This window comes from Asticcacaulis sp. AC460 (genome assembly GCF_000495795.1).
In the GTDB taxonomy this organism is placed as follows: Bacteria; Pseudomonadota; Alphaproteobacteria; order Caulobacterales; family Caulobacteraceae; genus Asticcacaulis.
In genome coordinates, this window is record NZ_AWGD01000037.1 from 29,724 (window position 1) to 55,446 (window position 25,723).

The 25,723-nt window shown below is 62.9% G+C and carries 22 protein-coding genes; 11 read left to right on the plus strand and 11 right to left on the minus strand.

The window, feature by feature from the left end; all coding sequences use genetic code 11:
• Window positions 1–5 precede the first annotated feature (5 nt).
• Complete coding sequence (locus ABAC460_RS44125) at window positions 6–3,023, plus strand: tetratricopeptide repeat protein (RefSeq protein WP_023455262.1); 3,018 nt, start codon at window positions 6–8, stop codon at window positions 3,021–3,023.
• A gap of 139 nt (window positions 3,024–3,162) precedes the next feature.
• Here ABAC460_RS44125 and ABAC460_RS44130 read toward each other — a convergent pair whose 3' ends face one another.
• The 7 genes from ABAC460_RS44130 to ABAC460_RS44160 form a co-directional block, all read right to left on the minus strand.
• Window positions 3,163–4,737: an MGH1-like glycoside hydrolase domain-containing protein gene (locus ABAC460_RS44130; protein WP_023455263.1), complete on the minus strand. Its 1,575-nt coding sequence runs from the start codon at window positions 4,735–4,737 to the stop codon at window positions 3,163–3,165.
• Window positions 4,734–6,323 carry a glycoside hydrolase family 43 protein gene (locus ABAC460_RS44135; RefSeq protein ID WP_023455264.1) on the minus strand — a complete coding sequence of 530 codons (1,590 nt, stop codon included), beginning with the start codon at window positions 6,321–6,323 and terminating at the stop codon, window positions 4,734–4,736. The genes ABAC460_RS44130 and ABAC460_RS44135 overlap by 4 nt, the downstream gene beginning before the upstream one ends.
• A gap of 262 nt (window positions 6,324–6,585) precedes the next feature.
• Window positions 6,586–8,097 (minus strand): glycoside hydrolase family 28 protein, encoded by a 1,512-nt coding sequence (locus ABAC460_RS44140; RefSeq protein ID WP_081716667.1) that lies wholly within the window; start codon window positions 8,095–8,097, stop codon window positions 6,586–6,588.
• Window positions 8,098–8,391: 294 nt separating this feature from the next.
• A complete protein-coding gene (locus ABAC460_RS44145) occupies window positions 8,392–11,682 on the minus strand; it encodes a TonB-dependent receptor (protein WP_155914737.1) in 3,291 nt (1,096 codons plus the stop codon).
• A gap of 119 nt (window positions 11,683–11,801) precedes the next feature.
• Window positions 11,802–12,533, minus strand: a complete 732-nt coding sequence (locus ABAC460_RS44150; RefSeq protein WP_023455267.1) for a L,D-transpeptidase family protein — start codon at window positions 12,531–12,533, stop codon at window positions 11,802–11,804.
• 111 nt (window positions 12,534–12,644) lie between these two features.
• On the minus strand, window positions 12,645–13,634 hold the full coding sequence (locus tag ABAC460_RS44155) for a FecR family protein (RefSeq protein WP_035426456.1): 990 nt from the start codon (window positions 13,632–13,634) through the stop codon (window positions 12,645–12,647).
• The gene (locus ABAC460_RS44160; protein WP_023455269.1) at window positions 13,582–14,202 is read right to left on the minus strand and encodes an RNA polymerase sigma factor; all 621 of its coding nucleotides are present in this window, start codon (window positions 14,200–14,202) and stop codon (window positions 13,582–13,584) included. Before ABAC460_RS44160 ends, ABAC460_RS44155 begins: the two co-directional genes overlap by 53 nt.
• A gap of 513 nt (window positions 14,203–14,715) precedes the next feature.
• On the opposite strand from ABAC460_RS44160, the gene ABAC460_RS44165 reads away from it, so the two are divergent.
• Complete coding sequence (locus tag ABAC460_RS44165; RefSeq protein ID WP_023455270.1) at window positions 14,716–15,588, plus strand: SPFH domain-containing protein; 873 nt, start codon at window positions 14,716–14,718, stop codon at window positions 15,586–15,588.
• Here ABAC460_RS44165 and ABAC460_RS44170 read toward each other — a convergent pair whose 3' ends face one another.
• Window positions 15,589–16,935: a hypothetical protein gene (locus ABAC460_RS44170; protein ID WP_023455271.1), complete on the minus strand. Its 1,347-nt coding sequence runs from the start codon at window positions 16,933–16,935 to the stop codon at window positions 15,589–15,591.
• A 120-nt stretch (window positions 16,936–17,055) separates the two neighbouring features.
• Between ABAC460_RS44170 and ABAC460_RS44175 the strand changes: the two genes are divergently transcribed.
• The 3 genes from ABAC460_RS44175 (at window position 17,056) to ABAC460_RS44185 (ending at window position 20,088) form a co-directional block, all read left to right on the plus strand.
• Entirely contained in the window at window positions 17,056–18,060 is a 1,005-nt protein-coding gene (locus tag ABAC460_RS44175) for a nucleoside hydrolase (protein ID WP_023455272.1), read from the plus strand.
• Between the two features lie 136 nt (window positions 18,061–18,196).
• The gene (locus ABAC460_RS44180) at window positions 18,197–18,613 is read left to right on the plus strand and encodes a DUF2141 domain-containing protein (RefSeq protein WP_023455273.1); all 417 of its coding nucleotides are present in this window, start codon (window positions 18,197–18,199) and stop codon (window positions 18,611–18,613) included.
• Window positions 18,614–18,624: 11 nt separating this feature from the next.
• Window positions 18,625–20,088 (plus strand): carotenoid oxygenase family protein, encoded by a 1,464-nt coding sequence (locus ABAC460_RS44185; RefSeq protein WP_023455274.1) that lies wholly within the window; start codon window positions 18,625–18,627, stop codon window positions 20,086–20,088.
• 235 nt (window positions 20,089–20,323) lie between these two features.
• On the opposite strand, the gene ABAC460_RS44190 is transcribed toward ABAC460_RS44185, so the two are convergent.
• The 3 genes from ABAC460_RS44190 to ABAC460_RS44200 form a co-directional block, all read right to left on the minus strand.
• The gene (locus tag ABAC460_RS44190) at window positions 20,324–20,662 is read right to left on the minus strand and encodes a hypothetical protein (protein WP_023455275.1); all 339 of its coding nucleotides are present in this window, start codon (window positions 20,660–20,662) and stop codon (window positions 20,324–20,326) included.
• A gap of 63 nt (window positions 20,663–20,725) precedes the next feature.
• Window positions 20,726–21,478: a flagellar type III secretion system pore protein FliP gene (fliP, locus tag ABAC460_RS44195; RefSeq protein ID WP_052012810.1), complete on the minus strand. Its 753-nt coding sequence runs from the start codon at window positions 21,476–21,478 to the stop codon at window positions 20,726–20,728.
• 43 nt (window positions 21,479–21,521) lie between these two features.
• A complete protein-coding gene (locus ABAC460_RS44200; protein WP_023455277.1) occupies window positions 21,522–21,860 on the minus strand; it encodes a FliO/MopB family protein in 339 nt (112 codons plus the stop codon).
• 129 nt (window positions 21,861–21,989) lie between these two features.
• On the opposite strand from ABAC460_RS44200, the gene flgB reads away from it, so the two are divergent.
• The 6 genes from flgB (at window position 21,990) to flhB (ending at window position 25,696) form a co-directional block, all read left to right on the plus strand.
• Window positions 21,990–22,403 (plus strand): flagellar basal body rod protein FlgB, encoded by a 414-nt coding sequence (gene flgB, locus ABAC460_RS44205; protein WP_023455278.1) that lies wholly within the window; start codon window positions 21,990–21,992, stop codon window positions 22,401–22,403.
• Window positions 22,404–22,413: 10 nt separating this feature from the next.
• Window positions 22,414–22,830, plus strand: a complete 417-nt coding sequence (flgC, locus tag ABAC460_RS44210) for a flagellar basal body rod protein FlgC (RefSeq protein ID WP_023455279.1) — start codon at window positions 22,414–22,416, stop codon at window positions 22,828–22,830.
• A gap of 11 nt (window positions 22,831–22,841) precedes the next feature.
• Window positions 22,842–23,153 (plus strand): flagellar hook-basal body complex protein FliE, encoded by a 312-nt coding sequence (locus ABAC460_RS44215; RefSeq protein ID WP_023455280.1) that lies wholly within the window; start codon window positions 22,842–22,844, stop codon window positions 23,151–23,153.
• 117 nt (window positions 23,154–23,270) lie between these two features.
• Window positions 23,271–23,534: a flagellar biosynthesis protein FliQ gene (gene fliQ / locus ABAC460_RS44220; RefSeq protein WP_023455281.1), complete on the plus strand. Its 264-nt coding sequence runs from the start codon at window positions 23,271–23,273 to the stop codon at window positions 23,532–23,534.
• Window positions 23,535–23,538: 4 nt separating this feature from the next.
• Entirely contained in the window at window positions 23,539–24,360 is an 822-nt protein-coding gene (fliR, locus tag ABAC460_RS44225; RefSeq protein WP_023455282.1) for a flagellar biosynthetic protein FliR, read from the plus strand.
• A gap of 259 nt (window positions 24,361–24,619) precedes the next feature.
• Complete coding sequence (flhB, locus tag ABAC460_RS44230) at window positions 24,620–25,696, plus strand: flagellar biosynthesis protein FlhB (protein WP_023455283.1); 1,077 nt, start codon at window positions 24,620–24,622, stop codon at window positions 25,694–25,696.
• Window positions 25,697–25,723 lie beyond the last annotated feature (27 nt).

Sequence of the window (25,723 nt, forward strand, 5' to 3'; positions counted from 1 at the left end):
CCCCCATGCCTGCGCGAACCTCGCCGCTGAAGCGCGAGGTCGACCGCGCGCGCGACCTGCTCGGCCGTATCCACCATCCCACCGCCAAGCCGCTCAGCTTCGGCACGGCCATGAAGACCACCGCCGCCCTGGTGGCCATGGCCAGTTTCGGCTTCGCGGGCCTGGCGATCGGCGATCCCACCCCCATCGATACCGTCGCGCCGCGCTCGGCCATCGACATCCGCGTCGGCCGCAACGCCAAGTCCGGCCGCGTCGAAATCTACGGCTCGGTCGGTTCGCGCGCCTCGGTGCGCCGCGACAAGGACCAGGTCGTCATCCGCCTGCCGGGCCAGCAAAAGCCCGACCTCGGCGATATCCGCGCCAATCCCCCCGTCGGCGTCACCGGCGTGGACCTGCGCAGCGACAGCCGCGCCAGCGAAATCGTGCTCAAGGTCGCCGAAGGCTACGACGCCCGCTTTGGCCGCTCCGATGGCGCCGTCTATGTCCAGTTCGACGCCAATGCCAAACCCGACACCAAGGTCCTGGGCGTCAATCTCCAGGACCTGACCAAGCCGGCCGAAAAGGAAGGCGAATCCGCCACCGGCCAACCCAATGTCAGCAAGGCCGCCAATGTCCCGGTAGTGGCACTGAACGTCGAGACGATCGACGGTGGCAAGGACATTGCCTTCCCGTTCGAAGGTCCCGTCGCCGCCGCCGTCTTCCGCCGCGGCGATTCCGTCTGGGTGGTTTTCGATTCCGAAGTCGACCTGCGCCTGCCACCGGAACTCAACGACGGCATGTCGGTCCAGGACGCGCAATGGACGCGTAATGACGGCTTCACGGCGCTACGTCTGAAGGCACCGGCCATCGGCTCGCTGTCGGCGATCAATGACGGCCTGGTCTGGCGCGTCCGCCTGGGCGGCAAGGCGTTGAACACCAAATCGTCCGAAGTCGCCATCATCCGCGATGAATCGACCGGCGTCCCCGGCGTCAATGTCAACATCGCCGGCGCCACCAAAATCGCCTGGATCAAGGACCCCAGCGTCGGCGACCGCATGGCCATCGTCACCGCCCGCGCCCCGATCAAGAACCTGACCGCCGGCCGTACAATGGTCGAAGCCTCGATCGCCTCCACCGCCCAGGGCGTGGTCGTCACCCAGATGACGCCGGACGTGAAGGTCGAACTGGTCGGCGATCTGGTCCAGATATCGCGCCCGGGCGGCCTGACCCTGTCCGCGGCCGATCCCAATGCCCGCCCCAACGAAGCCCGCCTGGAATACAAGTCGTCCCTCTATCCCTCGCTGATGAATGCCGACTGGTCGAAGACGCCGGAGGAAGGCTTCCTGCCCCGCTATAACGCGCTTCAGGCTGCCGCCGCCGACGAAGGCGAGCAGGGGCCGGGCGCCCCGACCAAGGCACGCCTGGCCCTGGCACGCTTCCTGATGGGCCAAGGCCTGACCTTCGAGGCCCAGGGTGCCATCGACATGCTGGTCCGCCAGAGTCCGCGCGCCCTGGAAGATCCCCAGGTCCGTGGCCTGAGAGTCGCCGCCAAGATGCAGTCCGGCCGCTTTGCCGATGCCGCCGGCGACCTGTCGTCACCGCAGATGCTGATCGATCCGGCCGCCCGCCTGTGGCAGGGCTATGCCGACTACCAGGCCGGCCACTATGCCGAGGCCGCCAAGGCCTTCAAATCCGGCCTTAAGGCCATGGACGCCTTTCCGCCGGTTTGGCGGGCGAAGTTCGGCGCCGCCTACGCCTATTCGGCCCTTCAGGAAAAGGACATGACCACGGCTCAGGCCATGATCGGCTATGCCGTCTCCCAGGACGTGCCGCCGCTGGACAAGCTGGCTGCCTACCTGATCGACGCCCAGATCATCGAGGCCTCGGGCGACAAGGAACGCGCCCTCAAGGTCTATCGCGCGGTGGCCAAGGCTTCGGACGCCGGCGTCTCGACCCCGGCCCAGGTCCGCGCCGCCATGCTGGCCTTCGAACTGAAACAGGCCAAGCCGGAAGAAACCCTGGCGGTGCTCGATTCCCTGCGCTTCCGCTGGCGCGGCGACGCCACCGAGATGGAAATCGTCGGCAATATGGGTCAGATCTACCTGTCCATGGGCCACTACCGCGAAGCCATGCAGGTGCTGCGATCCGGCGGTCAGCAGTTCATCAACACGCCCGAAGGCCTGAAGATTCACGCCTCGCTGAACAACACCTTCCGCGCCCTGTTCCTCGGCGGCCAGGCCGACGGCCTGCAGCCGGTGGAAGCTTTGGGTCTGTTCTACGACTTCCAGGACCTGACACCTCAGGGATCGGACGGTGACGAAATGGTGCGCAAACTGGTGCGGCGGCTGGTCGATGTCGACCTGCTGGACCAGGCGGCCGAGCTGCTGGAACACCAGGTCAATGAGCGCCTGGACGGAGTGGCGAAATCGGCCGTGGCGGCGGATCTGGCGGCCATCTACCTGATGGACCGCAACCCGCAAAAAGCGCTGCAGACCCTGTGGAACACGCGCACCACCCTGCTGCCGAAAACCATCATGGCCGAACGCCGGGTGATGGAGGCGCGCGCTTTGACCGAACTGAACGAGCCGGACAAGGCGCTGGACGTGCTGGGCGGCGATACCTCGCCGGACGGCGACGATGTCCGCGCCGACATCTACTGGCGTAAGCAGGACTGGGCCAAGGCCGGCGCGGTGCTGGAACGCCGCTTAGGGGATCGCTACAAGGGCGACGGCCCCCTGGCACCGGGCGACGAAGGCCGGCTGATCCGGGCGGGGATCGCCTACAGCCAGATGAAGGATGCGGCGGGCCTGAAACGCCTGTCGGACCGCTGGGGCAAGTTCATCGAAGGGGCGTCGTCACCGGACGCGCTGCGGGTGGCTCTGGCGCCGCTGGACGGTGGCGAGGTCAGCGCCAAGGACTTCGCTTCGGCGGCCACCGCAACGGACACCTTTACGGGCTGGGTGGGCAGCATGAAGAAGCGCTTCCGCGACAAGGATAACGCCGCCAACAAAAAACCGGCAACACCCCCTGCGAAGACGGCGTAAAGAACAGGGAAGCGGCCTTAAATTACCTCTCCCCGTTTACGGGGAGAGGACGAGAGCGGAACGAAGTGAACGCGATCGGGTGAGGGGCTTTTTCTGAATGTTCAGTCGCAAAGGAACTTTCAGAAAATAGCCCCTCACCCTAACCTCTCCCCGTGAAGAACGGGGAGAGGGGTTCTACAGCGTTCCCCGCTAACTTCAGCGTCTTCGCCGGCTGCCCTTCCGGCCGCAAGGTTACCTTCTGCGCTCGCTCATCAATACCCCTTAACGACACCACCTGACCATCCTTCCGCGTCACCAACCGCGCCGTACCCTCGACCCGGCCCAGCCGCTTGCCGGACACCCTTAACTCCGCCCCCTTACCATCATACATCATCTCCGCCGACCCACCGCCATCCAGCGGCAACCGGAACCGAGCCCCGATAGACGCCGGATGACCCGGCCGCACGTTCCATTCCAGAACATCGGCCTCCTCGACCACGCCGGCCAGCCGCCAGCTATAATCGACCATCACCAGCGCACAGGGCGAATAGTCCGGCTCATCGCCCTGCTTGGTGAAGGTCCCGTCCACCGGATCGATCTGCTGACGGAAGGTCATATCGGCGATGATGGCCTCACACCACTTGGTCATCATGCCGCTGAACTCGGCCGAACGGCCATAGTGATCCATCCACCGCGGCGCCCGCAACGCGGTCAGGGCCTGAGACGGCCCGCCCCAGCTGTTCTTGGGGATCGGCCGCACAAAGGTAGGATCATCCAAAGCGATCGACGGCAACGGATACGGCGCCCAAAACGCTTTCGGATTATGAATTTGCCGTTCCCACAAGGTATCGAACAAAGTTTGGTCAGGCACCCTTTCGCTGCACACCCGCGTCAGGATGTCGCCGCGCACCCGCACGAACTTGCCGTTAGCATCCAGATCATAAAACGCAGCATCCTCAGCCACATACAACTGGTTCAAAATCTTCCCACGGATATCCGCCGCGCTTTCCGTCCAGCGATCGGCCTCACCGCCCTTACCCAAAGCGCGCGCCATATCCGCCAGGGCCAATCGCGCGCCATAGGTCGTCGCCGACAGGTCCGGCGACAGCCGCGGCACGCCCAACCCGGGCACAAACGCCTTGGCATCCTTGTTCGGACATTGCGGCGGAATGCCTTCCCAGCGCGGACTATTGTCATGCCCGGTATCGTAGGTGCAGAACCCTTCGGTCAGCCCCGTCCCCCGCGTATTTCGATACGTAAGAAGCCACGCATCCCACGCCGAACAGGCGCTGTAGGCGTGGGCCAATAACGCCTCGTCACCGGTCGCCCGCGACAGCTCCCAGGCGGTGGCGGCGATCGGCACCACCATCTGGATCTGACCGAAGCCTGTCTCGGTCACCTTGTTGTTGCACGGAATCTGGCCGTCCATGCGCTGCAGTTCGAAGAAGACCTCGTGCGAATTGCGCGCCACATCCGGGCGGAATTTGCGATAGACCAAGGCCTCATGCGGGCCGCACTCCATCCAGATGCCGGCATAGTCGGCCCCTTCGATCAGCACCGGCTTGGAATAGCGTGGCACAACCTGCACATTTTTATGCAGCACGGCCAAGGCCTTATCATAGGCGGCCTGCCACTTGGCGTTGCCGGTCGTATAGTGCGGCGCCGACTCCTGCGCAAAAGCCGGCCCGGCAAAGGCGGCGGCGGCCGAAGCGGCCATGAAGGTGCGGCGGTTCATGGCATGACCTCATGCGTCACGCGGAACCAGTCGACATCGATGTGGTTGGCCGGCGCAGCATCACCCTTCACGAAGGTGAAAACCCCCGGCCGCGAGCCCTTCCACCATGAGAATTTCGCCAGCATCACCGGCTCGCCCAAAGCCGTAAAACCACTGCCGGCATCATATTCGAACCGCACCATCTGGTCGGGCGTAACAAACGCCTTCAGGTCGATCGTCTTACCCGTGATCACTGGCCCCGGTGTCTCGACACCGGCCGAGGCGTAGGTCACCCGCGTCACGCCGGCCTCTTTCACCGCACCGATCCACACCGGCTTGACCCCGAACAGTGTCAATCCGGCGCGCTGGCCATCGACCATGCCGGAAATATCGATCCGCGTGGTGGCCTGCATATGCGGCCCCTGCAGGATCTGGGTCAATGTGTTGCGCGACGTTGTCAGATGTTGCGCCGGTCCGGCCTTCAGCCGCAGGAACCCCGGCCGTTCGCTCAGCGACCACCGGGCATTGTCGGGATTGTGGTTGAACGACCACTGCAGGCCCAGGGTCGAACCCGAGAACTCATCCGACTCCTGCAGCCGGTCCTGAGGTCGCCATTTCCCGGTATCCGGCGCGACATGGGTCAGGACGGGCAAGGTATTGTCGCCCATGATCGGCCAGTCTTCGACCCACTGCACGGGTTGCAGATGATCGATCCGCCCGAAAGCACCGGTCGAGTTGAAATGGATGAACCAGCCCTGGCCCGACGGGGTTTCGACATAGCCGCCCTGATGCGGCCCCAACAGGCCGTTGCCGGGGACCAGCACGTCCTTCCATTCATAGGGACCTTCGATGGTGCGCGCGCGGCCGACCGCCTGTGGGCCGGTACCGACCCCGGCGATCGGCGCGAAGATGTAGTACCAGCCGTTGCGCTTGTAGAACTTCGGCCCTTCCAGGATCGGCAAACGCGCCTTGTCCTCAGCGATCACCTTGCCCTCATCCAGCACCTTGGTGCCGTCCCAACTCATGCGATGCAGCACCAACGGCCCGGCGCCGACCTTGCCGTGAACCAGCCAGGCCTGGCCGTCCTCCTCCCAGTAAGGGCAGGGGTCTTCCAAGCCTTTTTGCGCAATAACCGCGACCGCCGGCGTCCACGGCCCAGCGGGATCAGTAGCCGTGGCCATGAACACGCCTTCGTCGGGCGTTGCCCAATAGACGTAGTACCTGCCTTCATGATGCCGGATCGACGGCGCCCATACCCCGGAGGCATATTTGGTGCCGGTGACCGGCTTGGATTTGGTGTCGTCGAGTTCGTACGGCCCGGGCATGTCGTAGAGCGGCCCGAACGGCAGCCTTGGCAAGACATGGCCGATGATTTTCCAGTGGACGAGGTCTTTAGACTTCAGCACCGGAATCCCGGGCGACCAGTGAAAACTCGACGCGACCAGATAGTAGCTCTCCCCGACCCGAATGACATCCGGATCGGAGTAGTCGGCATACAGGATCGGGTTGTTATAGGTGTGCGGCTGCGCCTGGGTCAGGGCCGCGCAACCTGTCAGGGCGAGAAAGGCGGCAAGCGCCAGAGCGGCACGGATTTTTGGCTCAACCACGTCCTCCTCCCCTGTTTACGGGGGAGGTGGCATCGAGCGAAGCGAGATGACGGAGGGGGCTCTTCCTATGGTGAACCTGTTCCCACAACCTCGCTAAAAAAGTAGGCAACATAAATAACTCATCCCTCCCCGTTATACGGGGAGGTGGATTATTTGCTGGAAGCAAATAAGACGGTGGGGGATTTGGCCCGCCGCTGTTTCCGTCTTCATCAAACCAATTCTGCCGGCGTTGGCACAACGATAAAACTACTGTGCGCATCATCTATCCTCGGCAGAAACGGGTGACACCGGTCTTGGCAACAATCTCGGGACGCGGATCAGGCCCTGTCGGAACCACCTTGTAATCGATCAAAGTCAAACCGCTGACGTTGCGCGCCCACAAACCATAGGCCGGCGCATCCCCGCCGATCGCCTTACCCAAATCATCCTTACCCACGCCGCCCCAATGGGCATCGATCATATGCGCATCCGGATAAACCCCGCGCAGATCCGGGATCTGCTCTTCCGCCAGCCACGCCGTCGATGGCCGCTGGCCGATCCGGATATTGCGCAACACGACATCCTCGATCGGCTGCTCCGGCACACTCAGAAAATACGATCCGCGCGAACCATTATCCTCCCCGGTAATCCGGTCGAACACGATCCGCCGCAACCGTCCGATCCCCGGCTTGGACTGCTCCGGCCTTACCCGGCCGCGGTTCTCCAGCCGCAAGAAGAACGGGCTCCTGGCGCGGACGATATGGATGTCGTGGGCCAGCAGGTTCTCGGCCAAACCACCGTCGACCATTTCCCACGAAAAACCGCTGTCGGCATCGACCGTCTTGATCCGCCGCATGGCTTCCGACACGCCGCCGATCTCGCAATGACGAACCAGCACATTGCGCAGGACGCTCTGGCTGTCTGTGCCGTACTTGACCGCATTACACGACGTATAGAGCTTGCACCGCTCAATCAGGATGTTCTCACCTGGCCGCTGGGCGGCGCCCTTGAAGCAGATGGCGTCGTCGCCCGAACTGATAAAACAGTCGCGCACGATCACACGGCGGCAGCCATCGATATCGATGCCGTCATTGTTGAAATTGGCCTGGTTCTCGACCGTCATATGCTCGACCAGCAGGTCGTCGCAATTCAAATAATTCTGCATCCAGCACGGCGAATCCTTCAATGTAATGCCGTGGATATGGATGCGCCTACAGTCGATCACCCGGATCAGGAAGGGCCGGCCGGGCGTACCGTGGATGGTCTCGTCGCCTTTGAAATTATGGCCGCGACCGTCGATTTCGCCTTCGCCGCACAGGGAAATATTCTCACATCCCTCGGCGAAGATCAGTGACTGGTTCATCCCCATATTGCTGTCCATCACCGTGGGACGCTTGGCCATCCGTTCGGGATAGTCTGTCAGATCGAGACTCCCCAGCAACCGTGCCCCCTTGGCGACCTCCAGCCGGACGTTGCTCTTGAGATCCAGAGTCCCGGAAACATAATCGCCCTGGCTCAGCCGCACAGTCCCACCCGAAACGGCGGCGGCATCGATCGCCCCTTGAATGGCTTTCGTCGCCAGGCCCTTGGTGTCGCCATAGTCCTCCGGCTTGAACACCGTCTCCGGGCCCGACCACGGCTTCAAAGTCGCCGTCAGTTCCACCGCCATGGCGTCCAGGTCGCGACGTAGATCATCGGCCCATTGCGGATAGGTACAGGTGGCGGCCCGGACCTGGGTCGCCATGGCGGCAAATCCCAGACCCGCGCCAAAGGCACGTCTCGATAACTGTGGCATCTTCTCAACCTGTTTTTGTTTTTGAGGACGTTAACCTATCACCTGTCTCCCGAAAAGAGGCCCGATGGAGGTGAGCCATCGGGTCTTAAGCCTCATGCCAAAAAGTGGACGCCACTTTTTGGATAAACATGAGGCGTCAAAAAAATGAGATCAGAATGACGTCTCTATCCGACGTCATTCTGATCTAAGGTACGCCGGCCACGGGAGGAGCCGGCGTGGGTCGAAAAGGGCGCCGGACGGAACCCGTCCGGCGCAAGTCAGCGCGCTCGGGGACGCGCATCACGGGTACCACGATCAGAAATTGACCTTGGCGCCCAGGAAGAAGACCCGGCCTTCGACATCATAGGTCGCGGCCCAGGTGTTGGCATTGGCCTGGGACGAGCCAACAACCGGCGGATCCTTGGCGGTGATATTCTGGATACCGCCGTAGACCTCGACGTGGCTGGGCAGTTCATAGGCGAAGCTGAGGTCGAAATAGTGCTGGCCCTCGATCACCGGACGGGTCAGGGCTTCCAGTGCTGGCACCGTACCGTTGGCGCGCTTGGGCAGCAGGTAACGGTCGATCATCACCTTGCCGATATAGCGGTCACGCAGGGACAGGGTCAGCGGGCCGTTCCGCCAGGTGACGCGTGAAACGCCCTTCCATTGCGGGATCGGCTGGCCACAGGTCGGACCATAGGCGCCGACGCAGTAGTTCTTCAGGTGCGGCAGGGCCTGGACCGGGGTCGAGGTAAACTCGTCCGTATAGGTCCAGGTGGCGCCCAGGTCGAATCGGCTGCCGCCGTCGAACAGGCCCCAGTCGGTGCGGAAGCTGTAACGGCCGTCGAAATCCACGCCGCTCGTCTTGATCCCGCCGGTATTGGCATTGGTGGTGACGACATAGTTCGGGCTGGTGATTTCGCCGGTGGTGTTGCTGCGCGTGATCGCCTTGCAGAACTCCGAATTGGCGTCGGCGATGATGGTGTAACACAGGTTCAGCGTGTTCTGCAGACCGCCGCCCAGGGGCGCGATGGCGCCGTCCAGCTCGATGCTGTACCAGTCGATCGCCACGGCCAGGCCGGGGACGAAGCTCGGAGTGAACACCGCGCCGAAGGTGTAGGTATCGGACTGTTCTTCACCGACATTCGGATTGCCGCCGATGGTGTTGCCGATGATGGTGTTGGGCTGGACGCCGGTGCCGAACACCGCCGCCGAAGGCACGCCGGTGGCCTCGCAAAGGGTGCGGACCGCGGCCGTTTGCTGGGCCGACGGGGCGCGGCTGGAGCAGGGATCAGTGGCCGACGCGAACTGCAGCGACTGGCCGCCGTACAGCTCGCCGACATTGGGGGCGCGGATGGCATGCTGGAACTGGCTGCGGAAGGTGATCGACTTGTTCACCGACCATTCGCCGCCCACCGAATAGGTCCACACCCCGCCGACACCCTTCAGGTCGTATTCCGAATAACGGAAGGCGCCGTTGATGTTCAGCCGGCGCGCCAGGGGCAGGTCGGCCAGGATCGGCGCGCGCACTTCGCCATAGACTTCCTTGACCGCCACACTGCCGCTGGTCGGCTTGGCGGCGTTGAAGCCGGAGACATCGCCAGAGCTCAGGAAGGTATCGGGCGTGTACTTGGCCTCGTTGTAGCGCCACTCGAAACCGGCGTTGAAGTCGACAGGACCCGCGGGCAGGTCGAAAGCCTCGCCGCTCAGGTTGGCAACCACCACCTGCTGCTGGGCCGTCTGGATGTTGGTCGAGTTGATGGCGATCGCCGCGGCGCCGGCCGCCGAGATGCTGTCCTTGCCGAAGACGTCCAGCACCGGCGCCTGGCCGTTCTGCGACAGCAGGGCCTGGGCGTAACGCGACCGCGAGGCGCTGCCACGCTGGCTGTCGGTGTTCTGGGTGCGGGCATAGGAGTAGTAGAGGTCGTACTTCAGGTCGCGCAGGAAGCTGTCCGACGCATTGCCCAGATTGCCACGGATGCCAAACGCCGTGCGGAAGACATTGCGCTCAGACGAATTGAAGCGGTCGCCGACCTCGACCAGGCGACGGCCGATCCCCAGAACGGCCAGGCCGTCATTGGGCGTGGTGGTCAGGGTCAGGGTGCCCTGGGTGATGGATTGCGGTCCGGTCTCGCGCATGTCGAGCTGATGCAACACTTCCCGCATTTGCGAACTGACATGCGGATTGTTCACGTTCAGCAGAAAGTTGCCGTTGATGTTGGTCGGCGCCAACTGCATATTGACGACATTGTTCGAGAAGTGCGCCTCGAGGTACGCCGTGACCTTCTCGTTGAAGTCGTAATGGATGAAGGTATTGGCCATCCACCGCGTCTGCGGGATGATGAGATAGTTTTCCGGCCCCAGGTTATAGTCGTCCTGAGGCGTCAGGGCCGGGCGGGCCTGGTCGCCGTCGAACGTAAAGCCGCGCGCCCCGGCATTCTGCAAACCTGCCGCCAGCAAAGCGGCGTCCAGACCCGGATTGGACTGGGCGGAACCATAGGTCGGGATGCCGAAGAACCGGCCGGCGGGGATATCGCCGGAACCGCCGGCGATCAGGCCCATGCGGCCGCCGGCGCCGACGCAGGTCTGGCCCGACGGCACTGACTGCGGCGTGCCGGGCTTGTCGTCGCTCCACGAGGCCGAGGTAACGCAACCGTCCGACAGCGAATAGAAGGCATAGTCACCACGCTCGCCGCGCGTGATCGATCCCCGATTCAAATAATCCAGCGACACGACGGCATTACCCCGGCCGTCGGCGAAGTTACCGCCCACCGTCAGGTCGACCGTATAGGTCGGCGTGCCGGTCGGCTCGTCCCAACGCTTCTGGGCGGCGATCTCGACCCCGTCAAAATCGTCGCGCATGATGAAGTTCACGACCCCCGTAATAGCGTCCGAACCGTAGACCGCCGACGAGCCGCCGGTGACCACTTCGGTGCGCTTCAGCAACGCCGCTGGGATGGTGTTGATGTCGGTGGTGCCATCAGTTCCAGCTATTGCGAAACGTCGGCCATTGACCAGAACCAGGTTGCGCTGGGCGCCGAAACCGCGCAGGTTCAGCGTGGCGGTGCCGCCCGGAACCGTATTGGCGGTCGGGCCGTTGTTCTGCGATCCGATGAACTGCGGATTCTGGTTCAACAGGGTTTCGACGTTCTGCGTCCCCGACAGTTTCAGCTCTTCGGCATCGACAACCGTGACCGGGGTAGGGGCCGTGAAACCGCGCTTGGCCAGGCGCGAACCCGTCACCACGACCGGCTGGTCGGGCTCGACGACGGCGGCAACGGGCGCCACGCGCAGAGCGATGATATTGCCGTCGTCGGAAGCGATCTCCAGCCCCGTGCCTTCCAGCAGTTGCGCCAGCGCGGCACGGACGTCGATATTGCCCTGGACCGGGCGTGTCCGAACTCCTTGCAGCGTACCGGCGGGGGCGACGATCTGAACGCCGGCCTGACTGGCGAACTGCGGGATCGTCCTGACGGCATCGGCGGCCGGAACATTGAAGCTCTTGACCTGGGCCATGGCGCCGGTGGCCAGGCTCAGCCCGATCAGGGCGGCGCCGGCGAACAGCATCATTTTTCTGGGATTGCGACTGTGGCGTAGGGTGGGCATCTGTTTCTCTCCTGCTTGCGCCCGCTTTCTTTCTGTGCGGGCTTCTGCAGACCTAGACGCATGGGGCGGAAAATTTCCTCTATCCGGTTAACGAAAAAATATCGCGGGTATGCGGTGAGCTACATATCTACCTTGTAAGCCTTGTTCACGACGGACACTTTTGGCGCAACCCGGCGTTGTTCGAAATCATCGTAAGCCGGTTTTAAAGACTGCCAGAAACCGCGCCACGGAGACGACTGGTGCCGATCCATGTTGTCCTCGGTCATGCGAAAAGGAAAGCTGTGCACCTGAAACGCGGACTGGCCGCCTTTCAGCGCTTCGTCCGCGATAAGCCATATCTCCTCAATGCCGGTATCCGTCATGGCATAGCAGCCGATGGACACGCAGTTGCCATGAACCATCAGGAAACTTCCGGTTCGCCCGTTGGCGCGATCATAGGCGTTGGGATAGCCGAGATTGAAAGCGAGATGGTATTGACTGTCCGGCTTCATCTGCGCCCTGCCGACCGTATACAAACCTTCGGGGGCCTGACCATCACCTTCCTTCAGCTTGGGGCCAAGCTCACCGGACCAGGCACAGATCGGAAAGGTCTTGTAGAGCTGGAATGTCTCACCTTTTTTTATCCAGAGTTCCAGCTCATCGGATTGCTTGAAGATGCGGATCAGGATGGGCGACCCAAGGGTCAGGCCTCTCTGTGCCAAGTCGGCCTTTACGCCGCTTAACCGCTGAGCGCGAATCGTTGACAGATCCGCCGCGCGAGACTCCCACGGCCGTCCAAGTCCTATCGCGCCTGCGACCAGACAGATCGTGATGATCATCAGCCCGAGCAAAGCTTTTTTGCCAACCATCATTTGGAAACTCTCCCCCTGCCAGCCCGGCTGCGGACATAGTCTATAGCAGGTCAACCTTGATCCGCTACGGAAAGCCGTGCCGCCCTCCAATCGGCTCGCTTCTACCTCACCTCACCGATACAGCCGGACCTGCTTTTCGCTGATTTTGGCGCGCAGCCCAAAACTGACGGCAACCGCTTTCGAGAAGCCCACCGGATCATTGGCCTGGAACAGTCCGGTCACGGTTTCGCGCGCCACCGCCGGATCCTCGATGACGATGCGCGTGTCGCTGTAGCGGGCGAATTCCGTTGCCGCCTGGCTCAGCGTATCACCTTCGAACGAGATGCGACCCTCGCGCCAGGCCATGGCGCGTTCGACCTCGGCTTCCGCAATCGCCAGCCGTTTGATCACCCCGCCATCGCCTGCCTCGGCGCGGTTCATCGCCGGCAGACGCACCGCCGGTGCCTCAGCCTGCGAGATTTGGCGGACGTCGACAATGCCCTCGCGGACCAGGACCTGAACCGGCAAGCCGACCAGCCGGCGGACCACGAAACTGGTGCCGACGGCCGTCACCTCGGTGTCGCCGGCGACAACGACAAACGGCCGTGCCGCATCCTTGACGACATCGAACAGCGCCTCGCCGGCATCCAGGTGGATAGTTCGGCGCTTGCCGTTGAAGGCGACGCGGATGTGCGAAGCCGTGTTCAGGCTGACCACCGAACCGTCGGACAGCGGCACCACCTTCATCTCGCCGACATGAGTCAGTTGTTCCTGGCCGCGCGATGTCAGGCCTAAGCCCACCCACGCCGCGCCGCCCAGTCCAGCGGCTATGGCCCCGCCACCCATCAGCCATTCGCGCCGGGTAACGACGCGTTTTCGGCCTTCGAAGCGTTGCGGATCATAGGCCGGGCCCAGCGCCGCGGCACGTTCGGACCACACGGAAACCGCCCGGGCGCGGGCATAGGCGCCCGCCCGGCGCGGCTCTTCGGCCAGCCAGGCTTCCAGCTCGGCATCCTCGGCAGGCGTCAGTCCGCGATCAGCCCGCGCCGCCCAGTCGGCGGCCGTGGCGTCAATCTCGCTCGCCGTCTGATGTTTCGGCACGTTTCCGGGCACTCTGGGCATGGCCTTTATTCAACTTACTTCCCCACGCCTTAGACGCTCGGGCCGTGTCGTTTCCGCTATGTGAAATCAAATTCATCAGCAAATTAATGCCACGGCTCATATGTTTTTCAACAGTGCTTTCCGACAGGCCCAGCTGTTTGGCCACATCGCGCTGCGACAGGCCGTTGACCCGGCGCAAAACGAAGACGTCGCGGATCTTGCCGGGCAGGCCGGCTATGGCCTGGGCCAGGCGCTGCAGCTCGTCGCGGCCGATCACCTGTTCCTCCGGCGAACAGGCGTCGGCCATGGCCCCAAGCTGGTCCAGGTCGCTGACCGTCTGGAACGATACGATCTTGCTGCGGCGAACATGGCTGACCAGGACTGACCACGCCGTCTGGAACATATAGTTGCGTACATTGGCGATGCCGGAAACGTCCTCGACCGTGATCAGCCGGGCATAGGTCTCCTGCACGATGTCGTCGATATCCAATCCATGGATGCGGCGATGGCTGAGCCAGGCGCGCAAGGCCGGCTCATGCTGAAGGACGTGCCGTGACAGCCACAGAGTGCGTTCGTCGCTTGCCCGCATGGTGCGTTTTCCTATCGCAGGACGATCGCACCGGGCCGGCTGGGTTCGTTGGTCATGAATCCGTGCCCCGGTTGCCGCTTGCGTGCGGCTTTGGATTATGAAACGCAGTACTAGGTAGTGAGATTATGATACCGGTATCATGAAAGCGGCCCTACGGCAATCCGGGTGCGAAAGATTCCGGAAGCGCCGATGCGTTTGGATCACATTCTTGTTATAAATATCCGGTTTCGCTTTAAACCTTTTCGGCTTGGCGGTAATATATCCGCGTTCCCAAGACAAACGGGAATTTTGAAACAAAAGGAACCGGATCGCTTAAGTAAAGTGCTAACACAGCCGCAAGTCTATGCGCGGCGATATGTCGAAATCTCGGCACCAGCCCATATTTGCTTTTTACGCGATCAAGCCCCCGAACCGTGACATTTCGTTCTTCCGTTAAGGGAGTGCGCATCTTCTTGGGTTATTTTCTGCCAACTCTCAGAATGGGGCGCGGGGACAACCCGCGTGAAGAACGTCATGAACAATCTGAATCCGCGGTTCGCTTTGCCGGGCCGCATCAAGCTTTTTGCCGGTATCGGCGTGATCGTCGTGCTGAGCCTAATCATGCTGGTCTCGTGCGGCCAGACGATCCAGCCCGGCAATGTCGGTGTCAAGATTCGTACCCTTGGGCCTCAGGCCGGGGTCGACAAGACTCCCATGCCGTCGGGATACCACATCAACCTGATCGGCGAACGCATCGTCGAGTTCCCTCAGATCCAGCGCACCTACACCTATACCAAGGAAGAGGATGAGCGCGGACGCGAGAACGAGGAGATCAACTTCTCGGACAACAACGCCCTGCCGATGACGGCCGACGTGCAACTGGTCATGCGCATCGATCCGGCCAAGGCGCCGTCGCTCTATACCCGTTACCGCCTGACCTTCGACCAGTTGTTCGAGGGGCCGATCCGCAACGACGTCCGCACGGCGATCGCGGCGGAGACCGAACTGGTCAGCGTCGAGTTCCTGTATCGCGGCGGCCGCCAGCAGGTCATCCAGAAGGCCTTGGCGCGTGTTCGCAACAAGTGGGAGTCCCAAGGCGTGAATATCAGCCAGCTCGACTGGATCGGCACCATCCGCTACCCGCAGGTCATCCTGGACTCGATCCAGGCCAAGACCAAGGCCGACGCCGACGCCTCCGCCGCCCAGGCCCAGGTCGCGGTGGCCAAGGCCCAGGCCGACGCCCGGATCGAAGAGGCCCGCGGCCAGGCCGAGGCCAACCGGCTGATCGCCCAGTCAATCGCCGCCAGCCCCGAAGTGGTTAAGCTTCGGGCCATCGAAAAGTGGGACGGCAAGTTGCCCACGACGACCGGTGGCGCAGTACCCTTCATCGATGTCGGCAATCGATAACTATCGAGGCGGCCGCGGATAGACAAATCCGCGGCCGATTTCGTTCAAGCCGTAATCGATGCCCTTGCCGCTCAACACGACCGACAACCGGTTCATCCGGCCCAGCTTCAGGTCGGTGCGGAAGAAACAGTCCAGCCGCGTTGCCGCCAGAACGACACAGACCGGAGCGCCCGTCACGATATAGGGTGTGGCGATGGCCTGCCGTGTCCACCGGCCGTCGCTGTAGCGCAGGAAGGTGACTTCGCGCTCGCCCGTCACTTGGACGCAGGTGAACACCAAGTCCTCCACCGGCGACAGGTCAGCGCGTGATGCAGGCGGGTTCATGACCTGACAGTTGGGTGCCTGTTCGTCGCCGGTCAGAACACCCGAACCCGGCGACAGGTCGACCGGCGTGTCCGCTACCGGAGACCAGGTCATCTCGCGGGGACCGCGCGCCACCAAACTGCCGAAATAAAGCTGACGGGTGTCGGTAAGGGCGGCGCAATGCTGGCTGAAGGCGTATTCCCCAACGGACGGGTCGGGCCTGACCAGGACATGCAGGCACTGCAGCCCACCCGACAGGTGCGGATAGGCACCGGTGCTGTCGCGGGGGCCAACCAGGGGAGTCGTTCGCACCAGGCCCGCCAGAGGCGCTTCGCCCGATGGGAAGACCGGACCATAATCATGCGTCGAAGCCAGGATATGGCGTGTTATGCTTTCCGCCGCGTCGAAACGGTGAAGGGTGCAGTAATCGAGGCTGGTGCCCGTCCAGCGGCAATTTCCGGTGCGCCAGCCGACACCCATGGACTGCCAGGCCGACCAGCCGCCAATGGACGTCAAGTAGCGGCGGACATAAAGACCGGGCTCGCCGTAAAACCGGCCATCCGGTGCCGCGACGGTCTGAACCATGCAGGCGATATTGTTATCGCCGGATTCCATGCAGGTCAGTTCATTGGCCATGTGGTCGACAAAACCGGGCCGGATCAAGGCACCGGGGGCGGGCGAGAGGGGAACGCCGCCGATGGCCTCCAACGTGGCGGCGCGTGGCGCATCGGGCAGCCAGCGCCGGTGCCAGATCTGGCCGTCACGCCGCACATAGAAACAATGCAGATAGCCGTCGCGGGTCTTCAGGCAACTGACCGACCGGCTGACGTGTGAGACGGGGCCCAGACTGGCCCAGGATCCGGCGCCGGACCACTGGCGCAGTTCCGACGCCTTGTCGATGGCGAAACAGTCGATGCGGTCGGCCGCGGCACCGTCGGCCACCCGCGCCGTCGCGACACATGAGGGCCGGGGCGAGACCTCAGCCTTCGCGCCGCCGGCCACCGCCGTCACAGCTAGCATCGCCAAAAGCGCGATTATCCGCATATCCGCCTCCGCCCATATGGATAGCGTCGTTATATCAAAATTCGTGTGCTGAGTCCCTGGCTGATTGCTTCCGGGGCCGGTTTGGGATTTGATAGGCGGACATCCACGGGAGAACGTCCCATGTCCAGCCTTCATCGCCGCACCTTCCTGTCCGCAGCCATTGCGGCCGTCGCCGCCGGTTCCACCCACGCCGGCACCAAACCCACGCCCATCATCTTCGACACCGATATCGGCGGCGATGTCGACGACACCTGGGCCATACTGCAACTCCTGCGCCGGCCGGAACTGGACTTAAAGCTGGTCAGCACCGAAGCCGGCAACGCCGTCTACCGCGCCCGCCTGACCGCGAGGCTGCTGGGCCTGGCCGGCCGCAACGACGTCACCATCGCCATGGGCCATGACGCCGGCGATGGTCATGGTCCCCAGGACACCTGGATCGGCGATTTCGGCCTGGACGCCTACCCGGGGCAGGTGCGCAGCGACGCCGCCCAGGCCATTGTCGACACCGTCATGGCCTCAAAGGACCCGGTGACCATCATTGCCGTCGGTCCGGTCACCGAGCTGGCCGCCGCGCTGAAGCTGAAACCCGAACTGGCGAAAAACGCCCGCTTTGTCGGCATGCACGGCGCCGTGCGCGTCGGTTACGGCGGCGCAGCCAAGGTCGAGCCGGAATACAATGTCCGCGTCGATCCGGCCGCACTGCAAACCGTGTTCGATGCCGACTGGATTTCGTGCAGCATCACGCCGCTGGACACCTGCGGCCTGGTCTATCTCGAAGGCGAAGAGATGCACCTGGTCCGCGGCAGCACCGACCCCTTCGCCCGCGCGGTCATCGCCAACAGCGAAGCCTGGCTGCCCAACGCGCCGTGGATGCCGAAAGATTTCGACCTGACGCAAAAGAGCTCGACCCTGTTCGACAGCGTCGCCGTGGTCATGGCCAGCGACGAAAGCGACCTGGTCATGGAGACGCTGAAACTGCGCGTGACTCCTGAAGGCATGACGGTGATCGATGAAGCCAACGGCCGCCCGGTGCGGGTTGCCTCAAGCTGGAAGGACCTGGCAGGCTTCAAACGCAAGTTGATCGTCGACCTTACGCGGCTTCCCGATTCATCGATCAAAACCTGACCCTGCCGTTCACGAAGCGCCAGTTGCACAGCCGGCATCTGGCGCAGAATCCGCGACCGACGGCGAAGTCGGCCGGGCGGGCGCGCATCCGGTATGACATGTCTTTCTCATCGCCCCAAACGAGAGGAAGACATCGATGTTCAAATCCCTTATCGCCGCCGCCCTGCTGGGTCTGGCCGCTACTGCCGCCAACGCCGAAACCGCCAGCCTGACCATTGTCTGCGACAACCTGAAGCCCCAGGGCAAGGTGCTGATCGCCATCTTCAACAGCGAAGCCGGCTATGACGGCGACAAGGCCGTGCGCTATGCCGCCGCCGATGTCACCGGCCCGCAGGCGACCGTGACCGTCGACGGCCTGGTGCCCGGCGAGTATGGGCTGAAGATGTTCCATGACGTCGATGGCGATGGCAAGATGGGTATGAACCCGTTCGGCATGCCGACCGAGCCCTTCGCCTTCTCCAACAATGCCAAGGGCACCATGGGCCCGGCCGGATGGGATGCCGCCCATTTCACCGTTGTCGCGCCGGTCACGACGCAAAACATCGCGTTCTGAGGGTGGCGATCATGACAGACTTCGACATCTCCCGCCGCGGGCTGCTGGGCGTTCTGGCCGGCGCCGGCGCCGCCGCCTTCGCGCCGAAATCTTGGGCCGCAGCGGCGGCCGACTGGACCCTGGCCGTCACCAATGCCCCGGCGGAAGGCTATGCCGACAGCGCCATGACCCGCCTGCATGGCCGCATGCCGCAAGGCTTGCGCGGTCAACTCTACCGCAACGGCCCGGCCTGGTTCCGCTACGGCGATGACATTACCGGCCACTGGTTCGACGGCGACGGCATGATCCAGCGCTACGACTTGACCAGTGATGGCGTCCGTCACAGCGGCCGGTTCGTCGATACCTTCAAGCGCCGTACCGAACAGGCGGCCGGCAAAATCATGATGCCGGGCTTCGGCACTCCGGCGGCCCCCGGCGCGCCGGTCAGCGGGCCCGATGACGTCAATGCCGCCAACACCTCGGTTATGCGCGTCGGCGACGAATTGTGGGCGCTGTGGGAAGGCGGTTCGCCCTATCGTGTTGATCCGCACAGCCTGGAAACGAAAGGGCCGCAGACCTTCCGCGACGACCTGAAGGGCATGGCCTTTCTCGCCCACCCCAAGGTCGAGCCCTCCGGTCGTATCTGGAGCGCCGCCTTCCTGGGCAACCGCGCCTGGATCTGGCAACTGGACCCGAAGGGCGGACTGGAACGCGGCGAGCTGGTCGAACTGCCGTTGGCGGGCTATGCCCATGACTGGGCAGTGACCGAGCGCCACCTGATCTTCCCGATGCAGCCCTGGGTGATGGACGGCCTGGCGCTGCCGATATCCGAAAACATGAAATGGAAGCCGGAACTTGGCTTGCAGATCCTGGTCGTCGACAAGGCCGACTTCACGAAGCGCCGCGTCTATGAACTGCCGGCGGCCTTCTACTTCCACACCGGCGACGCCTGGGAAGACGCCGACGGCACGCTGCATTTCGATGTCTGCCTGACCGGCACACCGGAATTCGGCGCCAAAGGCGGCCATGACATCGTCCGCGGAAAATTCGACCGTACGGCCTACGCGGCCTCCGAACTGGCGCTGGTCAGCCTGTATCCCGACGGCCGCGCGGTTTCTCGTCCGACCGGAGTGACGGCGGAGTTCCCGCAGACCGATCGCCGCCGCCAGGGTCTTCGCCGCGACCGCGTCGTCCATGTCCATGGCGAAACCCCGGGTCATCCGGGTGCCCGCGCCCTGGCCCTGTTCGACTGGAAGACCGGAAAACGCCAGACCCATGATTTCGGCGACGCCGCCCTGGTCGAGGAGGCGCTGTTCGTGCCGCGCGGTTCGGGGGAACTGGACGGCTGGCTGGTCGGGACGGTGCTGGACCTGAAGGCGCGGGCGACGCAACTGCATGTCTTCGATGCGCAGCATCTGGACGACGGCCCGGTGGCGTCCTGGCAAGGGCAACACGCCACGCCGCTGGGCTTCCACGGGACATTTGCGGCGACTTGATCTGAGCCTGCGGCACTTGTCCCGCCGCAGGTTTTTGAATCCACAGATAAGCCAGATAAGCCAGATAGGCAGCGCCAAAACGCGCTACATTTTGCTTTTATTTTCAGTCATTTCGACGAGCTTCGCTCGTCATGAAATCGCGCAGGATGTGGCACGGCGAGGTGCCAAAAACACCGTCCACCTGACTTACCTGGCTTGTCTGTGGACAACCCTTTTTACGGACCCAACCACCGCACTACAGCCTCAGGATAGCCTTCACATTCAGGTCGTAGATTAAGACCACAACCCCGATCAGCGCCGTCTGCGCGACATCGCCCAGATACAGCAGAACCGGATCGAACGGCAAGGCCGGTTGGGCATTGGGGAGCACGGTGGTGATGAGGAAGGTGACGGCGATGAAATAGGTCAGCCCGCCGATGGCCATGACGGTGATAAGCGCCGTGGCCATCAGGGTCGCCATGCGCAGCTTGTTTTCCTGGTCGCGGGTGACGGGATGCGGGGCGCCGCGATTGCCGAACCGGTAGAAGACCGTGGCACCGCTGGACCCTGTTCCGAAAAACACCTTGTCAATCATGTAGTTACTCTGTCCCCGAAAGAGCAAGTGTGCGCCCGTTTCCCGGGCTTGGCAAGAGGCGGACTACCCCCCGCCTATGGCTGGCCGGAAGCTTTCAACCAAAGACCCGGCGACCAGCCGCCAGCCATCGACCAGCACGAAGAAGATCAGCTTGAACGGCAAGGACACCACTACGGGCGGCAGCATCATCATCCCCATGCTCATCAGCACGGACGCCACGACCAGATCGATCACCAGGAAGGGCACGAACAACAGAAAGCCGATCTCGAACGCCTTCTTCAGCTCTGAAATCATGAAGGCCGGCGTTATCACCCGCACCGGCAGCTCCATCTTGTCCTGCGGCATTTCCATCTTGGACAGGCGCACGAACAGCCCCAGATCGTCATTGCCGACCTGGCCCAGCATGAAAGCCTTGACCGGCTGCGACGCGGCGTCGAACGCCTGGGGCAATTCCATCTCCTGATCCATCAGCGGCCGGATGCCCTGGGAGTAGGCGGCTTCGTAGGTCGGCGCCATGACGATGGCGGACAGAAACAGCGACAGCGAGATGATGACGGCATTGGGCGGGCTCTGCTGCAGGCCCAGCGCGGTGCGTAGCAGCGACAGAACCACCACGATGCGGATGAAGGAGGTGGTCATGATGACAATCGACGGTGCCAGCGACAGCACCGTCATCAGCCCGACCAGTTGCACGACGCGCGACGACAGCCCGCCGCCGGTACCGAGATCAACATTGACCGACTGGGCGACGGCGTCGATCGGGAAGATCATCATCGCAAAACCGCAGATGAAGGTCCCCAGGACGATCAGGTTCATCTGGGTTGCGGTCAGCGTTTTTTTGATTTTCACGACGGGATACTCAGAACAGGTCGTCATCTTGGCTCACCGGAGGGGAGGCGGACGGTGCGGCTTTCGGCGCGGCGGGCCGGGGCGCCGGCTTGTGGCGCGGCTCGATCAGCTCGCGGCCTTCGCCCAGCAGGATCAGCCGCTCTTCGTCGTCGAGCCGAACCAGAACCAGGCGGCGCGCCGGATCCAGCACCAGGGTCTCGACGACCTTTAGCCGGCGTTCCCCGCGCTGAGCCTGCAGCCGCGCCATGATCTGCGGCGCATAGCGGCGCAGTCCGTAGGCCAGGCCCAGGATCAGCCCCAACACGATCGACAGGGCAAAAACGGCTTTTAAAATACTGAGGAAGTCCATCGGCCACCCGCGGGTACACCGCGCACCCTTTACGCCGTTCTGCGCCGGCAATGGTTAACGCCCGATTTACTTAAAGCCTTCATTAACCAAAAGGTGGGAATATTTTGCCTGTCTTAGGAGGACTGCGTCATGAGTTTGACGGACATACCGCTGATGGGCGCGTTGAAATCCCGCATGGGCTGGCACAGCGACCGGCAGAAGATCGTCGCCGAGAACGTCGCCAACGCCTCGACGCCGGGCTATAAGCCGCACGACCTGTCGCCCCAGGATTTCGAAGCCCTGGTCCGCGGAGACACGCCGCAGGGTAATCTCGGCCTGACCATGACCAACACCCAGCACATGGCGCCGCAAACCCCGTTCTCGCCGGGCGCCAAGGTGGTGCTGTCGCCGGATTCGGAAACCACGATGGATGGCAATTCGGTGGTCCTGGAAGAACAGATGCTGCGCATGGCCGAAAGCCGGATGCAGTTCCAGGCGGCGGTCGGTTTCTACGAAAAGTCGATGGCCATGATGCGCATGGCCGTCAAAGTGCCTGGCAAGTAAGGAGTAAATCATGGTCAAGGAAATCCGTTCCGATTCTGCCATGGCGGTCGCCGCCTCGGCCATGAAGGCCCAGCAGGCCCGCATGCGCATCACGGCCGAAAACATCGCCAACGCGGACTCGGTCGCCACGACTCCGGGCGGGGATCCTTATCGCCGGCAGATTCCGGTGTTCCAGTCGGCCAATATCGACGGCGCCACGGGCGTGCGTCTGGCCCGGGTCATGCCGGACATGAAGGACTTCGCCACCGAATACGATCCGTCCAATCCGGCGGCCGACGCCCAGGGCTATGTCAAACGGCCGAACGTCGACACCCTGGTTGAAACCATGGACATGCGCGAGGCCCAGCGGGCCTATGAAGCCAACCTCAACGTCATTGAGACGGCGCGCGACATGAACCAAAAAATCCTCAACATCCTGCAAAAGTAAGGGTTTAGGCCATGATGACTCCGCTCGCCGCCGCCCGCGCCTATGGCGCCGCCATCAAGCAGGCCGACACCCTGGGCAAGGGCAGCGGCGGCGAAGCCGTGCAGGCGCCGGACTTCGGCAAGATGCTGCAGGGCGCCATGGAACAGACCATGAAGAGCACGCAGCAGGCCGAACACATGATGGTTCAGCAGCAGGCCGGCCAGGCCGAGCTGATCGACGCGGTCACCGCGGTCTCCAGCGCCGAGCTGCAACTGCAGAGCGTCATCGCCATCCGCGACCAGGTGATCTCGGCCTACCAGGAAATCATGCGCATGCCGATCTAAAGGCGGGTCTTAGCCCATGAATTCTCGGTCCCTTAATCTGATTTTAACCACGTACCCGGCAAAATCCGCCGGGTAAAAGCCGGCAGGAATTGCCGGGTGTAAGACGTGAGGTGGACGATGAGTGGTGCTGAAGTTCTGGGCGTGGGCCGTGACGCGATCTGGCTGACCATCCAGCTCTGCACGCCGATCCTTCTGGTCGGCCTGGTCGTCGGCGTCGCCATCGGTCTGTTTCAGGCCCTGACCCAGATTCAGGAAGCCACCCTGATCTACGCCCCCAAGATCATCGCCATCTTCCTGGCCCTGCTGCTGCTGCTGCCGCTGATGGGCACCCTGCTGGCCGGCTTCATGCACGAAGTCGTCAACAAGATCGCGGCGATGTAGGCCCATGCTGCTGCAGGAACTTGCCCTGCGTGGCGTGGCCGGACCGGCCACCGAGGTCACCTCCTTTTTCGGCACCTCGACCCAGCTGTGGGCGGTTGGCCTGATCCTGCTGCGCCTGGCCAGCATGATCATGCTGATGCCGGGTCTGGGCGATCAGGCCGTGCCGGCGCGCTTGCGGATCGGCCTGGCCCTGATGCTGGCTCTGGTCATTACGCCGATCGTCGGCAACACCCTGCCGCCCCTGCCCAATTCCCTGGGCGACATGCTGGGCATCGCCCTGCATGAGATCATCATCGGCCTGATGATGGGCACCCTGATGCGGGTGCTGATCTTCGCCATGGTGATCGCCGGCGAAGTCATGTCGCTGCAGACGACCTTGTCCTTCGCCCAGACCGCAAACCCCGCCCAGGCCCAGCCCTCGACCTCGGTGGGCACCTTCCTGGCCATGTTGGGCATGGTGCTGATCTATTCGACCAACCTGCATCACCTGTTCATCCGGGCCATGGTCGATTCCTATCAGGTGTTCGCGCCGACGCGGGACGTCATGGTCGGCGACGCCACCACGTTGATGCTGGAGACGGTGGCCAAGACCTTCATCCTGGCGCTGCAGATGTCGGCGCCGCTGATTGCCTTTGCGTTGGTGTTCAATGTGGCCACCGGCTTTATCGGTCGGATGATGCCGAACTTTCCGATCTTCTTCGCCGCCACGCCGGTCCAGGTGCTGGCGGGGCTGAGCATCCTGGCCCTCGGCCTGGGCGCCACCGGCATGGTGTTCATTGAGCACTACGAAGAACTGCTGGCCTACTTCATCAAGGGGGTGAGGTAAGCCATGCACATTTGGCGAGATCCTTCCTTTCTTATACTCCCCCGCTATGCGGGGGAGGTGGATCAGTTGCGGCAGCAACTGAGACGGAGGGGGGATTTGGCCCGCCGGTGTTTCAACTGGCGCCCCGCTCACTACGCCAGGAAATCCCCCCTCCGACTGCGCGCTGTCGCTTGCAGCCACCTCCCCCGTATAACGGGGGAGTATAAGAGAGCGGATGTCCGCCTTGTCTTGTCCGCCCTAAACCATCCGGAGGCCGTCCATGGCTGAGGAAGCGGATGGCGAAGACAGGACAGAAGAGGCCTCGGCCCGAAAACTACAACAGGCCCGTGAAAAGGGCGATGTTGCGAAATCCGGCGACTTACCCCAGGCGCTGTCCCTCATCGGGGCATGCGCCGTTGTCGCCATTGCCGGTCCTACCCTGGCCCGCGGCCTGGTCGGCGACCTCGTCCCCTTCCTGGCCCACCCGCAGCAACTGCTGGGCTCGCTGGAAGGCGATGGCGGCGTCACCATCCTGAAGGAACTGGTCTTCGGCATCCTGCCGATCCTGGCTGTCGTCATGGGTGTCACCCTGCTGTTCGGTGTCGGCGGCCACGTCATGCAGACCGGCCTGATGTTCACCACGGAAAAGATGAAGCCCAGCCTGGAGAAGCTGAACCCCATGTCCGGGTTCAAGCGTCTGTTCGGCTTCGACGCCCTGATCCAGTTCGCCAAGACGGTGGTCAAGCTGATCATCACTGGGGCCATCGTCTGGTCGGTGCTGAAGGGCAAGCTCTATGAGATCCTGGCCCTGGCCAAGGCCTCGCCCCTGCTGATCCTGCCCTATGCCATGGACGTCTTCATCGCCCTGGCCATGGCCGTCTGCATCTTCCTGTTTATCGAAGGCGCCGGCGACTACATGTGGCAACGCTTCCGCTTCATGCAGCGCATGAAGATGTCCAAGCAGGAGCAAAAAGAAGAATACAAGCAGATGGAAGGCGACCCGCACGTCAAGGCCAAGCTGCGTCAGATCCGGATTGAGAAATCTCGCCGCCGCATGATGTCCAACGTCAAGGACGCCACCGTGGTCATCACCAACCCGACCCACTACGCCGTGGCGCTGCAATTCGAGATGGGCCAGATGCAGGCGCCCCTGTGCGTCGCCAAGGGGGTCGACACCCTGGCCCTGAAAATCCGCGAAGAAGCCGGCAAGCACAATGTGCCGATCGTCGAGGACGTCCCCCTGGCCCGGGCCCTCTATGCCGCCATCGATATCGACGAGACCATCCCCGAAGAACACTTTGCCGCGGTGGCCAAGGTGATCAGCTTCGTCCTGGCGAAGAAACGCCGTGGCTTCTGAATAACCCACGGATTCTTATAAATTTTG